General features: G+C 67.3%; 11 protein-coding genes and 1 pseudogene. 5 read left to right on the top strand and 7 right to left on the bottom strand.

Annotation, left to right across the window (positions count from 1 at the left end; genetic code table 11):
- Positions 1-3: 3 nt before the first annotated feature.
- From ACE3T2_RS04795 to ACE3T2_RS04765, 7 genes are all read right to left on the bottom strand, one after another.
- Positions 4-801, bottom strand: a complete 798-nt coding sequence (locus ACE3T2_RS04795) for an enoyl-CoA hydratase/isomerase (RefSeq protein WP_374655257.1) — start codon at positions 799-801, stop codon at positions 4-6.
- 82 nt (positions 802-883) lie between these two features.
- Complete coding sequence (locus ACE3T2_RS04790; protein ID WP_374655255.1) at positions 884-1,936, bottom strand: GGDEF domain-containing protein; 1,053 nt, start codon at positions 1,934-1,936, stop codon at positions 884-886.
- Positions 1,937-2,045: 109 nt separating this feature from the next.
- Complete coding sequence (locus ACE3T2_RS04785) at positions 2,046-3,632, bottom strand: DEAD/DEAH box helicase (protein ID WP_374655253.1); 1,587 nt, start codon at positions 3,630-3,632, stop codon at positions 2,046-2,048.
- Positions 3,633-3,881: 249 nt separating this feature from the next.
- A complete protein-coding gene (parE, locus tag ACE3T2_RS04780) occupies positions 3,882-5,939 on the bottom strand; it encodes a DNA topoisomerase IV subunit B (protein ID WP_374655251.1) in 2,058 nt (685 codons plus the stop codon).
- A 128-nt stretch (positions 5,940-6,067) separates the two neighbouring features.
- A complete protein-coding gene (locus tag ACE3T2_RS04775; protein ID WP_374655249.1) occupies positions 6,068-8,380 on the bottom strand; it encodes a penicillin acylase family protein in 2,313 nt (770 codons plus the stop codon).
- A 191-nt stretch (positions 8,381-8,571) separates the two neighbouring features.
- The gene (gene glnA, locus ACE3T2_RS04770; RefSeq protein WP_374655247.1) at positions 8,572-9,984 is read right to left on the bottom strand and encodes a type I glutamate--ammonia ligase; all 1,413 of its coding nucleotides are present in this window, start codon (positions 9,982-9,984) and stop codon (positions 8,572-8,574) included.
- Between the two features lie 39 nt (positions 9,985-10,023).
- Complete coding sequence (locus ACE3T2_RS04765; RefSeq protein WP_374655245.1) at positions 10,024-10,362, bottom strand: P-II family nitrogen regulator; 339 nt, start codon at positions 10,360-10,362, stop codon at positions 10,024-10,026.
- 451 nt (positions 10,363-10,813) lie between these two features.
- On the opposite strand from ACE3T2_RS04765, the gene ACE3T2_RS04760 reads away from it, so the two are divergent.
- The 5 genes and pseudogenes from ACE3T2_RS04760 (at position 10,814) to ACE3T2_RS04740 (ending at position 15,139) form a co-directional block, all read left to right on the top strand.
- A complete protein-coding gene (locus ACE3T2_RS04760; protein ID WP_374655243.1) occupies positions 10,814-11,383 on the top strand; it encodes a histidine phosphatase family protein in 570 nt (189 codons plus the stop codon).
- A gap of 43 nt (positions 11,384-11,426) precedes the next feature.
- Complete coding sequence (locus ACE3T2_RS04755; protein WP_374655241.1) at positions 11,427-12,854, top strand: NAD(P)H-hydrate dehydratase; 1,428 nt, start codon at positions 11,427-11,429, stop codon at positions 12,852-12,854.
- Between the two features lie 286 nt (positions 12,855-13,140).
- Entirely contained in the window at positions 13,141-13,767 is a 627-nt protein-coding gene (locus ACE3T2_RS04750) for a LysE family translocator (protein WP_374655239.1), read from the top strand.
- 698 nt (positions 13,768-14,465) lie between these two features.
- Positions 14,466-14,570, top strand: a pseudogene (locus ACE3T2_RS04745) (PEPxxWA-CTERM sorting domain-containing protein); the annotation flags it as partial.
- Positions 14,571-14,773: 203 nt separating this feature from the next.
- Positions 14,774-15,139: a GIY-YIG nuclease family protein gene (locus ACE3T2_RS04740; protein ID WP_374655237.1), complete on the top strand. Its 366-nt coding sequence runs from the start codon at positions 14,774-14,776 to the stop codon at positions 15,137-15,139.
- Positions 15,140-15,221 lie beyond the last annotated feature (82 nt).

The raw sequence follows: 15,221 nt of genomic DNA, 5'->3' as shown, positions 1-15,221 counted from the left end.
GGATCAGCGCCCCTTGAATTGAGCCGGGCGCTTTTGCAGGAAGGCCAGGATGCCTTCGCGGCTGTCCTCGGTGCGTCCGGCGCCCCTCTGGGCGATGCGCTCGGCATGGAGCTGGTCGGACCACTCGGCGTCCAGGCTTTCCCAAATCAGCTTGCGGATCGCGCCCAGAGCCGCCGGCCCGGTGGCGAGGCCTTGCGCGAACTCATGGGCGGTCGTCATCAGTTGGTCGTCAGGCACGCAGCGATTGACCAGACCCCATTCGAGCGCCGTCTTCGCCGGGACCTTTTCTCCCATGAGCGCCATTTCCATGGCGCGCGCCTTGCCGATCAGGCGCGGCAGCAGATAGGTCGAGCCGCCGTCCGGAACCAGGCCGATGCGGCGGAAGGCCTGCAGGAAGTAGGCGCTTTCCGCGGCGATCACGATGTCGCCCATCAAGGCCAGCGAGCAGCCGACGCCCGCCGCGACGCCGTTCACGGCCGTGACGATTGGAATGGGGTAGTCGCGGAGGGATTTGACAAACGGGTTGTAGACGCTCTCCAGCGCCGCGCCGGCGTCGGGGCCTTCGGGGTCCGCCGTCTCAGGCGCAGGGCCTCGGCCGGAAAGGTTCGCGCCCGAGCAGAAGCCTCGGCCTTCGCCCGTAAGGATCACGCAGCGGACAGATGCGTCGGCCTGCATGGCTGCAAAGGCCTGCTTCAGCTCGTCCATCAGGTCGAGCCCCGCCGCGTTCAGGGTGCCGGGATCGGCCAGGGTGATGACGCCGACGCCGTTCTCGACCGCGGTCTTGATCTTCGAATAGGCCATCTCGCCCTCCCAAAGGTTCGTTGTTCACGAACTAAAGAGGGGATGTCCTGACGTCAGGCTAGGGGAAAATCGCGCGGCCCGGTCAGGCCGCGCTGGCGATCGCCTCGGCGCTGGTGACGCGGTTGCGGCCCGAACGCTTGGAGACGTAGAGCGCGCTGTCGGCGCGTTCCATCAGCGCATGGGCGCTCTCGCCCCGATGCAGTTCGGCCAGGCCGGCCGAGACGGTGATGGCCCCCAGATCGTCGTTGGTCGAGCGCCGCTTGAGCATGCGCGAGGACACTTCCTCGCGGATTTCCTCGAGTACGGCGACAGCCGCCGCAGCCGTTTCGCGCGGGAAGATCAGGGCGAATTCCTCGCCGCCGTAGCGGGCGGCGAAACGGGGCGGGGCGCCGACGCGGCCGATCACGCTGGCCACGTAGCGGATCACCTGGTCGCCCGTCTGGTGGCCCCAGGTGTCGTTGAATGTCTTGAAGTGGTCGATGTCGATAACCGCCAGCGTCAGGTTCTGGCCCTCTTCCAGGGCGTCGGTGCAGGCTCGCTCCAGTTCCTCGTCGAAGGCCTTGCGGTTCGCCAGGTTGGTCAGGCCGTCGGTCGTGGCGTCGCGGCGCACCTGTTCGAGGTGTTCGCGCAGCTTGGCGACCTGGGAGGTGGATTCCGACAAGCGCTTCTCCAGCGCCTTATTCTCGCGCTGCACGCGCTTGGTGGCGTCGATCAGGGTGGAGACCATCGCCTTCAGGTCCACGCCTTCGGTCTGGGCGAGGGTCCTTGAGGCGCCGGCCAAGGTCTGACCATAGGCTTCGCTGGACTTCTGGGCGGTATCGATGGCCCGGCTGACGGCGTCGAGTTCCTTGGTCAGCGCGTCGCCCGCGTCGCGGATCTGGTCGTTGAGCTTGGCCTTGGGCAGGTAGGTCGCGGCCAGCTCGTCGGCGAGCGTATCGGTGAAGGCCTCGCCGGCCGAGAGCAGCCGGGCGATTTCCTGGCCGAGGGCGCTGTCGGGCGCGGCGACGTAGTGGGTCCAGAGCTCGAAATTCACCGCGGTCGGCCAGACCTGGTGCGCCTCCATGGCGTCCATGGTCTGACGGGCCAGGGTATAGGCGCCCGGTCCCCTCAGCTTCGTCTCGATATCGCCCGACATTCTGTCTTCCCCGAAACCCCGCGAAGCGGCTTTGCTGGCGGCTTCGACATTTCGGTAAAGGATAACGGCGGAGAGCCGAACGAGCCGTTAAAGCCCGCGAAGTACGGGTTTATTCGCTGGCTGGGGACTTCGGCGGGGCGCGGAGCAGGAAGGCGGGGACGTCGTTCCCGAAGCCGACCACCCGATCGCGATCCTCGCCGCGGTCGCGGCGCGGGCGCTCGTCCCGGGACGAGCGATCGTCCCGCGGCGGACGATCCTCGCGCGCTGCGCGCTCCTGACGGAGCGGACGATCCTCGCGGGCGGGGCGTTCTTCACGCGCCGGACGCTCGCGCGGCGGCGCCTCGGCGGCCGGCTTGGCGTTGCGGGGGCGCCGCTTGGGCGCTTCGGTCCCGTCCGTTTCGGGCGCAGGGGCGATGGGCTCCATCGAGGCGACTTCGCCGTGCGGGGCGATGGGGCGTGAGCGTCCGCGGTCGCCGCGCTCGCGACCACCGCTCCGTTCACGTCCGCCGCCGCGCTCGCGTCCGCCGGCGCGACGTTCGTCCTTGATCGAGGCGAAGTCGACGCCTTCCAGCACGACTTCTTCAGGCGTCTTGCCGATGAGCTTTAGCACCTTGTCGATGTTCTTGGCGTCGGCCGGCGTGACGATCATGAACGCTTCGCCGCTGCGCCCGGCGCGACCGGTGCGGCCGATGCGGTGGACGTAGTCGTCGGCGTGATGCGGGACATCGTAGTTGAAGACGTGGCTGACGGCCGGGATGTCGAGGCCGCGCGCGGCGACGTCGGAGGCGCACAGCAGCTTGAGGCCGCCGGTGCGGAAGCTCTCGAGCGTGCGCATGCGGGTCGCCTGGTCGAGGTCGCCATGGATCGCGCCGGCGTCGAAGCCGTGCTTCTTCAGCGACTTGGCGACGATGTCGACTTCCGACTTGCGATTGCAGAACACGATGCCGGTATCGACCTCGGCCCGTTCGATCAGCATGCGCAGGGCGGTGCGCTTGGCCTTCGGGTCGGAGGTCGGCAGGCGAATGATATGCTGCTTGATCGTGTCGGCGGTGGTGGCCGGACGCGCGACCTCGATCCGCTGGGGATCGTTCAGGAACTGCTTGGTCAGCCGGGTGATTTCCGGCGGCATGGTCGCCGAGAAGAACAGGGTCTGCTTCTTCGGCGGCGTCAGCTTGAAGATGCGTTCGATGTCCGGGATGAAGCCCATGTCGAGCATGCGGTCGGCTTCGTCGATCACCATGATCTGGACGCCGGTCATCAGCAGCTTGCCGCGCTCGAAGTGGTCGAGCAGACGGCCCGGCGTGGCGATCAGAACATCCACGCCGCGATCGAGCTTCAGTTCCTGGTCGCCGAATGAGACGCCGCCGATCAGCAGGGCCCAGGACAGGGTGCGCTTCTGGCCCTTGGAATACTTCTCGAACGAGGCGGCGACTTGGTCGGCCAGTTCGCGGGTCGGGGCCAGCACCAGCGAGCGCGGCATGCGCGCCTTTGAACGTCCAGCTGCGAGGCGGTCGATCATCGGCAGGGTGAAGGCGGCGGTCTTGCCGGTGCCCGTCTGCGCGATGCCGAGCACGTCACGGCCCTGGAGGGCGACGGGGATAGCCTGCGCCTGGATCGGAGTGGCGGTCGTGTAGCCCGTGTCGGCAACGGCTTGGAGCGTCGCGGGCGACAGGCCCAGTTCGGAAAATTCGGTCATTCAGCAGCAATGGGGGCGGAAGGCCCGCTCAAGGAGGGGAGCCGGCAGACCGCGGCGGCGCGTACGGCGATCGTCGCGCGGGCCGGAAGATACGGAGAGACGGCGTCAAGTCAACGCGTTCCGGACTTTGCGGTTCTCAGAAGCGCTTTCGAAAGCCGGGTTCGGCCGCCGTCAGGCGGCCGGTGCGGCGCTTATGGGCCGCCCCCGGAGCGTCGCAGGCGCCTGGCGAACCAGCCGCCCGGTGCGGGCTCAGACGTCCAGGTCTTCGGCGGCGAACTCCGCGTTCTCCTGGATGAAGCGGAAGCGCAGCTCGGGTTTGCGGCCCATCAGCGCCTCGACCAGGTCTTCGACGGTCTCCTCGGCGCGGGGCAGGGTGACCCGGGCCAGGGTCCGGCTCATGGGATCCATGGTGGTTTCCTTGAGCTGGGCCGGCATCATCTCGCCCAGGCCCTTGAAGCGGCCGACCTCGGGCTTCTTGCCCTTGAACTCTGTTGCCAGCAGCTCCTCGCGGTGGGCGTCGTCGCGGGCGTAGATGGTCTTGCCGCCGTGGCTCATGCGGTAGAGCGGCGGCAGAGCCAGGTAGAGCCGGCCAGCGCGGATCAGGTCCGGCATGGTGCGGTAGAAGAAGGTGATCAGCAGCGATGCGATGTGGGCGCCGTCGACGTCGGCGTCCGTCATGATCACCACGCGCTCGTAGCGCAGGTCCTCTTCCTTGAACTTCTTGCCCGGCTGGACGCCGAGCGCCAGCAGCAGGTCCGAGAGCTCCTTGTTGGCCGTCAGCTTGTCGAGCGACGCCGAGGCCACGTTCAGGATCTTGCCGCGCAGGGGCAGGATCGCCTGGGTCTTGCGGTTGCGGGCCTGCTTGGCCGACCCGCCGGCGGAGTCGCCTTCGACCAGGAATATCTCGGTGCCGTCGGTGGCCTGGCCCGAGCAGTCGGCCAGCTTGCCGGGCAGGCGCAGCTTGCGGGTCGCCGAGGCGCGCTGGACGTCGCGGTCGCGGCGGCGCTTCAGGCGCTCCTCAGCGCGGTCGATGACGAACTGCAGCAGGGCGCTGGCGGCCTTGGGCTGGGCGGTCAGCCAATGGTCGAACGGGTCGCGCAGGGCGTTCTCGACCAGGCGTTGGGCGTCGGTCGACGACAGCTTTTCCTTGGTCTGGCCCTGGAATTCGGGATTGGCGATGAACACGCTGACCAGGGCGCCGGCCTGGGCGACCACGTCCTCGGCGGTGATCACCCCGCCGCGCTTCTCGCCGGTCAGTTCGGCGTACTGCTTCAGGCCCCGCGTCAGGGCCGCGCGCAGGCCGGCCTCGTGCGTGCCGCCTTCCGGGGTCGGCACGGTGTTGCAGTAGGACTGCATGAAGCCGTCGGCCTCGCCGAAGCCGGCCGGCGTCCAGGTGACCGCCCACTCGACCTTGCCGGTCTCGCCCGGACGCTCGTAGCGGCCGGCGAAGGGCTCGGGGGTGACCGTCTCGATGGTCTTGACCCGTTCGGCCAGGAAATCGGCCAGGCCGTTGGGAAAGCGGAATGTGGCCTCGGCCGGGGTCTGGTCATGGATGCGCGACGCATCGCAGCTCCAGCGGATTTCCACGCCGCCGAACAGATAGGCCTTGGAGCGCGCCATCCGGTAGAGGCGCGCCGGCTTGAAGGCGCAGCCTTCGCCGAAAATCTGCTCGTCGGGCAGGAAGCTGATAGCCGTGCCCTTCTTGCGGGTCGGGTTCAGCTTTTCGATCGAGCCTAGCGGCTTGCCGCGGCTGAACGACTGACGCCACTCGAAGCCGTCCTTCCAGGCGGTGACGTCGACGCGCTCGGACAGGGCGTTGACCACCGAGACACCGACGCCGTGCAGACCGCCCGAGGTCTCGTAGGCCTTGCCCGAGAACTTACCGCCCGAGTGCAGGACGGTCATGATGACCTCCAGCGCCGACTTGCCCGGATGCTTCGGGTGCGGGTCGACCGGAATGCCGCGGCCGTCGTCCTTGACGGTCAGACGGCCGTCCGCGTCCAGACGAACCTCGATGACCTTGGCGTGGCCGGCGACGGCCTCGTCCATGGCGTTGTCCAGGACTTCGGCGAACAGGTGGTGCAGGGCGCGTTCGTCGGTGCCGCCGATATACATGCCGGGGCGCTTGCGCACCGGCTCCAGGCCTTCCAGGACCTCGATGTCCTTGGCGGAATAGCCGCTGGTCGGCTTCTCGCTCAGCGCCGCCGGATCGGGACGCGGCTCATGGCTCTGCGCCAGCGGCGCGGCCGGCGCGGGATTGAGCGCGTCGTCGAAGAGCGAGGCTTGGGGAGTAGGGGCCTGGGACATGCGACCGGAAAATGGAACGATTCGAGACCGACCCATATGAAGGGCGACGCCCGCCAGATCAATGCGACCCTGCGGCAAGCCGGCTACCGGCGGTGGATGAACCTCCCACCGCCGGCCCCTCGTCGCGATCAGTCCTGCTTCAGCTTCAGGACCGGCCCGGCCTCCTTGGCGATATCGGCGGCGTGGAAGGGCAGGCGGCGCCAGCCCTTTTTAGAGTAGAGCCAGGTCTGGTCAGCATAGTAGGGCGAGGCCGGGTCAGTCGACTGCGAGTAGGACAGCACCGCGTCGGCCACCGGACCCTTGGCGTCGAAGGTGACGACCTGGATGTAGCTGGAGCCGTGATAGGGCACGTAGCCCTTCGCGGTCGCGTTCCACCGAGACTGTTGGGCGTTCAGCACCCCGTCGCCGCCTTCGCCGCCGTGGACCGGGATCTTGTCCTGGCCGCGAATGGCGAAGTGGACGCTCCCGTAGGGCGCGTCGAGCGCCACGCCTTGCGTCAGCAGCACGTCGACCGCGCCAGCCAGGGCCTGACGCAGCTTGGCCGCGCTCGCCTCGTCGGTCTTCAGGCCGCGCGGGGTGCGGATCGGGTCGGCCGCGTCGAAAGGCGTCGCATAGACGTCGGGAATGCGCTGGGCCAGGCGCCAGAACTCGACCCAGAGAATCGCCCCGACGCTGTCGTTGTCCATGCGTCGATCCCACTTGGCGAGAATCGCGCAGGCCTGGCCGATGTCGAGCGTCTTGCCGCCGGACGTCGCCGCCGAGCCGCCCGGGCCGCAGGCCTTGACCACGTCATCGAGGAACAGCTCGGCGGCGTGGTTCTTGTTCCAGAACAGCATGGTCTTCACCGCGTCCTGGTCGAAGCCCTTGCCGGGCAGGCCGTCGGTTCCGGCCAGCCGCGCGTCGATCTCGACGACGCCCGAGCGGGTGCGCAGGTTCTGGGCGATCCCGGTCGGGCCGACGATGGGCGAGACCGGCGCCATCGGGGCCTTGGCGTTGGCCAGCCAGTAGCTGTCGTTGCTGTTGGCGACGTAGTCGGTACGCACCATCGCCGGCATCGAGGCTCCGGGCATCAGGCCCGGCGCGTCCCAGTCGCAGGCCGCGCTCGAGCCGTCGAGCACGTAGATGCGGGCGCTGTCGGCCAGCTTGGCGGCCGGGGCGCTCGGCGCGCAGTCCTTCAGCTTCTGGGCCGACACGTTCGGCGTGGCGGTGATGTCGGCGTAGAGCGCCTCGCCGTGACGATCGGCGGCGATGGTGTTGACCCAGGGAATGCCCAGCGTCCTGGTGATCACGGCGCGGATTTCGCCGACGTTGCGCGAGCGGGCGATGTCGAGCCAGGCGCCGGCCGAGGCGCTGTTGTTGCGGTTGGCGTCGCGCAGAGCATAGGCGCGCTGGGCGGTCCAGCTGAGGCCGGCCTGCGGCATGACCACAACCGGGCCGTAGATGGTCGAGTAATAGGGCCGGGTCTGCGGGCCGCTGGCCATCTCGACCGTGATCTCGCGGCGCTCCATTTCGTGACGCTTGCCGTCGACGAGGTAAGCGGTGGGATCGGCGGGATCGAGCGCCAGCTCGAAGAGCGTAAAGTGGCGGTCGGTCGAAACCGTGTGGGTCCAGGCCACGTCCTTGTTGAAGCCGATGGAAATCCCCGGCGCGCCCGCGATGGTCACGCCCATGGCGTCGAACCTTCCGGGAATGGTCAGGTGGATCTCGTAGAAGCGGTTGGTCGTCTCCCATGGGAAATGCGGGTTGCCGAGTAGCAGGCCTGTCTTGGCCTTGGTCGCGTCGCGCCCGAAAGCCCAGCCGTTGGAGCCGAGGCCGATCTGCTCGGCCATGTTGGGCAGGCCGAGCAGGGCGGCGGCCTTGGCGGGCGTCGCGGCGGCCGGCGGCGCCGCGCCGTTGGTCTGGCGCAGCCACGCCCCGCCGCTGGCCTGGATCATCCGCTCCTCGTTCAGGCGCAGCATGTCATCCACGCTGATCGTGCGCACCCAGGCGGCGTCCCGGCAGTCCGCGGGACGCTTCTCGCGCGGCGTGTCGGTCAAGTAGCGGTTGAAGCCGGCGACATAGCCCTCGACCAACGCGCGGTAGTCGGGCGAGCCTTTCTGGAAGTTCGTGCGGAGGGTGGCGACGTCGATATTGGCGCGAAAGAAGAAGTCGCTCTCGAGGTTCTTGATGTCGCTGAAGGCTACGACATTGGTGGCGTCCGGGCCGAAGTGCTTGGTCCGCTCGCCGTTCACCGTGACGATCTTGTCGGCCAGCAGGCAGAGATTGTCCTGGGCGAAGGCGTAGGCCTGGCCGAAGCCGAGACCGCCGAAGTCCTTGGCCGTGACGTGGGGGATCCCGTACTTTGTGCGGACCACCTGGGCCTCGTAGCCCGCGGCCTGCGCGCTGGAGGCGAACGCCGCGGCGATCGCGCAGGCGGCGGTGGTCAGAAGCAGTCTCTTCATGGCGTTCCCCCAAGGACAGGCGCAGGCCTTGTCGGCCGGCTTTGGCGCGATCAGGGGGAACCGAACAGCGTCCGTCAATGTAGCTGCGCCGTAATCGGGCGCTCGTCGGCGGGCGATCGGGAACAGATCAAAGGAAAAGGGCCGCGGATCGCTCCACGGCCCTTCCCAAGGATCGCTTCAGGCGGCTTCGACTAGCACGCGTAGTACATGTCGAATTCGACCGGGTGCGGGTGGAGCTGGAGACGCATGACTTCCTGCATCTTCAGCTCGATGTAGCTGTCGATGAAGTCGTCGTCCATGACGCCGCCGGCCTTCAGGAAGGCGCGGTCCTTGTCCAGGTTTTCCAGGGCTTCGCGCAGCGAGCCGCAGACTTCCGGAACCTTCTTCTGCTCGCGCGGCGGCAGGTCGTAGAGGTTCTTGTCCTGGGCCGCGCCCGGGTCGATCTGGTTGATGATGCCGTCGAGGCCGGCCATCAGCAGGGCGGTGAAGGTCAGGTAGGGGTTGCCCATCGGGTCCGGGAAGCGGGCTTCGATGCGCTTGGCCTTCGGCGAGTCGACGTGCGGGATGCGGATCGAGGCCGAGCGGTTGCGGGCCGAATAGGCCAGCTTCACCGGGGCTTCGTAGCCGGGCACCAGACGCTTGTAGGAGTTGGTCGTCGAGTTCGAGAAGGCGTTGATCGCCTTGGCGTGTTTGATGATGCCGCCGATGTACCACAGGCACATCTGCGACAGGCCCGCGTACTTGTCGCCGGCGAACAGCGGCTTGCCGTCGCCCCAGATCGACTGGTGCACGTGCATGCCCGAGCCGTTGTCGGCGAACATCGGCTTGGCCATGAAGGTCGCCGTCTTGCCATAGGCCGCCGCCACGTTGTGGATGACGTACTTATAGAGCTGCATGCGGTCGGCCATGGTGATCATGGTGTCGAACTTGAGGCCGAGTTCGTGCTGGGCCGGCGCCACCTCGTGGTGGTGCTTTTCCGGCTTCATGCCCAGTTCGCCCATGACCGCCAGCATTTCGCCGCGCAGGTCCTGGCAGGAATCGACCGGGTTCACCGGGAAGTAGCCGCCCTTCGGGCCCGGGCGATGGCCCATGTTGCCTTCCGGATATTCCTTGCCCGTGTTCACCGGCAGTTCGGTCGAGTCGTAGGAATAGCCGGTGTTGTGCGGGGCGGTGGACCAGCGGACGTCGTCGAAGATGAAGAATTCGGCTTCCGGGCCGAAATAGACGGTGTCGCCGATGCCCGAGGCCTTCACGTAGTTCAGCGCCGCCTTGGCGATCGAACGCGGGTCGCGGTTGTAGGGGGTGCCGGTGTCCGGGTTCACGATGTCGCACATCAGGCAGAGGGTGGTCTGCTGATAGAACGGGTCGATGATCGCCGTTTCCAGGTCCGGACGCAGCTTCATGTCCGACTCGTTGATGGCTTTCCAGCCAGCGATCGACGAGCCGTCGAACATGGTGCCGTCCGTCAGGAACTCTTCGTCGACCAGGTCGATGTCGAAGGTGACGTGCTGCATCTTGCCGCGAATGTCGGTGAAACGGACGTCGACGTATTTGACGTCCTTTTCCTTGATCTGGTCCAGAATGTCCTTGGCGGTCGTGGCCATGGTCTTATCCCCTTAGAAGAAGTCCCGAAACTTTAGTCGTCAAACCGCTGCGGCGCCGGTCTCGCCGGTGCGGATGCGCAGCACGTCGGTGATTTCCGACACGAAGATCTTGCCGTCCCCGATGCGGCCGGTGCGGGCCGCCCCCACGATGGCTTCCAGCGCCGATTCCAGCTGGTCGTCAGCGACGACCACCTCGATCTTGATCTTGGGCAGGAAGTCCACGACGTACTCGGCCCCGCGATAGAGCTCCGTGTGGCCCTTCTGGCGGCCGTAGCCCTTGGCCTCGATGACGGTCATGCCCTGGACGCCCAGCTCCTGCAGGGCCTCCTTCACCTCGTCCAGCTTGAACGGCTTGATGATGGCTTCGATCTTTTTCATGCGAGGCTCACTCGTGGGGCCGCCGAAGCGGCTTGCGGGCTACGAGCACGCTCCGGGCGGGGGCCACAAGGGGGATAGGGCCCCGGTTTCGCGCCCAGTGCATGCGGCGGTCGGAATGCTGCAATTTTGGGCGCCCGGCGCCCAAAATGCGATCATCGCCGCAAACGCATAATCAGGGTCGGTTCGGTGCGCAACTTCGCGGCCTGTATGGCGTCCATCAGGTCGAAAGCCGCCGCAAATGCAGCGTTTCGTGCCGGTTTGCGCCGTTTTCCGCGGGCGAGCGACCGCGCCCGAAAGGCGTGTTGCGGCCGACTGCTGAAGATTGCAGCGCAATATGCGGCCCCGTGCGGAGCGCAGCGGCCATTGAAGGCCCAAACGCTTCGAGGCGGCGACATCGGTGGGGCTTGCGGTTAAGGAGAGACATCGCGACAGCTTCGTACGGATCGCTCCGATGTCCCGTCTCTATCTCATCCGCCATGGCAAGCCCGCCGCCGTCTGGGGCGAGGCCGACGAGGATCCAGGCCTCGATGCGACGGGCCAAGCCCAGGCGAGGGCCGCTCGCGATCACCTGATGAGCCTGCCGCCGGCCGAGCGGCCGACCCGCGTGGTCAGCTCGCCCCTGCGCCGCTGCCGCGAAACGGCGGCCCCGACCGCCGCGGCGCTGGGCGTCGAGATTGAGATCGATCCGTTCGTCGGCGAGATTCCGACCCCGAAGGCTCTCGGCGCTGCTGAGCGCCCGGCTTGGCTGCGCGCGGTCTTCCAAGGGCGCTGGAAGGACGTCGAGGGCGACCTCGATTATGACGCCTGGCGCGGCGATGTCGTTCGGGCGCTGGTGGGAAGGGGCGGAGCGGCAGTTTTTTCGCACTATGTGGCGATCAACGCCGTGATGTCGCATCTCGAGGGCGAGGAGCGCGTTCTCGTCTTCCGCCCGGACCACGCCTCGATCTCGACCCTCGACACCGACGGCGAGCGTGTGACCCTGGTGGAGCGGGGGCGGGAAGCCTCCACTCAGGTTCTCTAGGTTACGTACGGGGGCGTCCTTGCCTGCACGCAAGATTCTAACGGTGGCCGAGATCGCCGCCGCCGACCGCGCTGCGATCGCCTCCGGCACGCCCGGGATCGAGCTTATGGAGCGCGCCGGCGCGGCGGTCGCCGATGCGGTCGCCGAGCGGTTCTCCCCGCGCCCGGTCTGCGTGCTCTGCGGTCCTGGGAATAACGGCGGCGATGGGTACGTCGTCGCCCGGCTGTTGAAAGAACGCGGCTGGCCGGTCGAGGTCCGCGCCCTGGCCGCCCCGGCGAGCGACGACGCCAAGGCTGCGGCTGCAAGGTGGGATGGCGGGCTGGCGCCCTTCGACGCCCCGCTTGAGGCCAGGCTCTATGTCGACGCCCTGTTCGGGGCTGGGCTGTCCAAGCCGCTGAACGGCGAGGCGGCGGCCATAGCTGCAAGGCTGGCCGAGCATCCCGAGGCTGTGGTGGCGATCGATGTGCCGTCCGGCCTGCCGGGCGACACCGGCATGCCCGAGGGGCCGGCGGTGATCGCCGGCCTGACTGTCACCTTCCACGCCAAGAAGCCTGCCCACGTCCTGCAGCCGGGGCACGATCTGTGCGGCGAAGTGGTCGTCGCCGACATCGGCCTTGCCGAGGCGCCCGGCGCCTTGATCGAGAATGGCCCCGAAGCCTGGCTTGCACGGTTCCCATGGCCTACCCACGCCTCGCACAAGCACGCCCGCGGCCGGCTGGTCGTGGTGTCGGGCGAGGCCTGGAACACCGGCGCGGCGCGCCTTTCCGCGCGCGCGGGTCTGCGGATGGGGGCCGGGCTTGTGACCATCCTCTCGCCCAGCGACGCCTTGGCGGTCAACGCCGCCCACCTTGAGGCGGTGATGCTCAAGGGCTTCGACACCGAGGCGGAGCTGGAGCAGGCTGCGGCCGACGTCGACGCCGCGATCATCGGCCCGGCCGCCGGGGTCACCGAAAACACGCTGGTCAACGTCATGGCCCTGGCCAGGACCGGCGCGGCCCTGGTCATCGACGCCGACGCCATCACCGTCTTCCGCGACGATCCGGAGGAGCTGTTCTCAGTGCTCGACGTCGATGACGTCCTGACCCCGCATCCGGGGGAGTTCGAGCGGCTGTTCCCAGGGCTGCTGAAGGAGGCGCCGGACCGCATTGCGGCGGCTCGACGCGCGGCCCAGCGCGCCGATGCGATCGTGCTGCTCAAGGGCGCCGACACCGTGATCGCCGCGCCCGACGGCCGCGCCTGCGTCAACAGCAACGGCTCGCCCTGGCTGGCGACCGCCGGGTCGGGCGATGTGCTGGCCGGATTCATCGGCTCGCTGATCGCTCAGGGCATGGAGAGCTTCGAAGCGGCCTGCGCGGCGGCGTGGATTCACGCTGAGGCCGCCGAACTGCATGGCCCAGGCCTGATAGCCGAGGACTTGCCCGGCTTGGCGCCGACGATCCTGCGGCGGCTGTACGAAGGCCGGCTCGGCTAAGCCGGCACGCGGCGGCGAATTTTCCATCCCCGCCGGTCTCGACCTTTGCCGCACCGCAGCGAGCATGCTACCAGCGCGCCGATGACCTACAACGCCTCCTCCATCGTAGCTATTGCAGCACGCGCGGCAGCCGCCGCGGCGCTCGCTATGGGCGCGTCGGAGGGGAGAGGCGTCTAGGGCTCGCCAGAGCCAGGTCCGCATCTGAAACCCCTTCCGGCGACGGGAGGGGTTTTCGCTTTTCAGGGCCCAAGCCGTCGCCGGACTCTATCTCTCCTGGAGTTCCCCGATGACATCCCTGACCCCCGAGCTGTTGGCGGCGCTCAGCGTCTTCGCCTTTGTGTCCTCCATCACGCCCGGACCGAACAACACGATGCTGATGGCGTCGGGCGCCAATTTCGGCTTCCGCCCGACCATCCCGCACCTCCTCGGCGTGACAGGCGGCTTCTTCCTGCTGGTGGTCGCTGTCGGGCTCGGCCTCGGCGGGCTGTTCGCGGCCTATCCTGCGTTGCATGACGTCCTGGCGGTCGCGGGCGGCCTCTACCTGCTCTGGTTGGCCTGGAAGATCGCCACCTCGCGCGGCCTGGGAACGGGGGAAGCGGGGGCGAGGCCCCAGACTTTTCTGCAGGCGGCGGCCTTTCAATGGGTCAACCCCAAGGCCTGGGCGATGGCGCTGGGCGCGGTCACCGCCTACGCCCCGCAGGACAATTACGTCGCTAACATCCTCGTCGTTTCGGCGGTGTTCGCGGCCATCAACCTTCCGTGCGTGGCGAGCTGGACGGGATTCGGCGTCGGTCTGCGGCGATTCCTCGATCGACCCGCCGTGCTTCGTTTCTTCAACGTCGGGATGGCGATTCTGCTGGTGCTGTCGCTTCTACCACTTGCGGCGGAGTTGATAGGGGCTGCGCACAGCTAACCTGCACGCTCTACTGGTTTTTCAATGGTCAAGCTTGGCGTCTACTGGGCGACTAGACTTTCCCGCATTGCGGGAAAAATGGCGAAAGCGCCCAATTTTGGTTGCCGAGAGGTAAACGAGATGCCACCGTTCGCTGAGCGCAAAGGTCCATCGGGCCCTTGCGTAGCGTCCACCAGACCATTGGGGGTCATATGTTCAAGCTCGGAACTCTGCGTACCGCCGCGCTCGCGGCGGCCGTCACCATGCTCAGCGCCGGCGCCGCCGCCGCTGCGCCCTACACCGACACCGTTCAAGCGCCGACCGGCTACTTCGTGCCGAATCCCGCTGAAACCTACAACTCGCCCTACTATCGCGGTTACGGCCAGGACTGGTCGTATCAGCACGGCGCCATCGCCGGGGCCTTCACCACGGCGACCCTGAACATCAGCGCGTTCGACGTTGACGCCGCTCAGGGCGAAATCGACGAAGTGTGGGTGAAGGACGAAGGCTCGTGGGTGAAGCTCGGCAACCTCGCCGGCGCCAGCGACATCTACTCGTTCTCCAACTTCAACCTGACCTCGAACTTCTTCAACGAAGTCGCGGCCGGTCTCGAAGTGCTGCTGAAGATCGATACGGGCACCAAGGGCAGCTGGCTGGTGACGCTCTCCAAGTCGTCGCTGTCGGTCGACAACGGCAGCCTGCCGAACCCGAACCCGGGCGGCGTGCCGGAACCGGCGACCTGGGCGATGATGATCATCGGCTTCGGCGCTGTCGGTTCGATGGTCCGCTCGAGCCGTCGCCGCAACGCGATGGCCGCGGCCTAAGCCTTACGGCTGAAGCTTTGCGAAGGCCCGCTCCGCGAGGAGCGGGCCTTTTGCTTGCGTTGGGGCCGGGCGAACGCCTATGGAAGCGCCGTTGCGGGTGTGGCGGAACTGGTAGACGCACTGGATTTAGGTTCCGGTCGCGACGCCTAATAAGATACTGATTTTGTTGTTGAAAGGCCGCATGCGCCCATGCATTGTGCCGTATGCGTGACGCGAAATCTCCCCGAGGCACTCCCAGCCAACGCTATCGTCGCCACCTGAGCCGAATGCCGCCAGATACAGCGGGAGATGTGTATTTTGTCCAGGCTCGGACACTACGCCTAGTCAAGATCGGGTTTGCCGCCGATGCGGGCGACAGGCTACGCACCCTTCGCGTCGGGAGCCCCGATGAGCTGTGCCTTCTGGGATGGATCTACTCGGATGACGCCCGGCGTCTGGAGGCAGATATCCACGTAAGGTTCGCCGCCCACCGCAGTCATGGAGAGTGGTTTCAGCCGGCACCGGAACTGCTTGCCTTCATCAGGCTGTCTGTCGTCAGAACATTTGGCGCAGATCGCGGCGTAGATTAGCGGAGCGCGGGCCTCGTCCTGGGGTTGATATTAAGCGGCGAGCTTGCGGTGCTGCAAGCGTCGGTGTTCGATGGTCTTCCGT

It is taken from the genome of Phenylobacterium sp., assembly GCF_041919955.1.
Taxonomy (GTDB): domain Bacteria; phylum Pseudomonadota; class Alphaproteobacteria; order Caulobacterales; family Caulobacteraceae; genus Phenylobacterium.
Note: the sequence above shows the minus strand (reverse complement) of the source record. Positions and strands in the feature narration are given on the sequence as shown.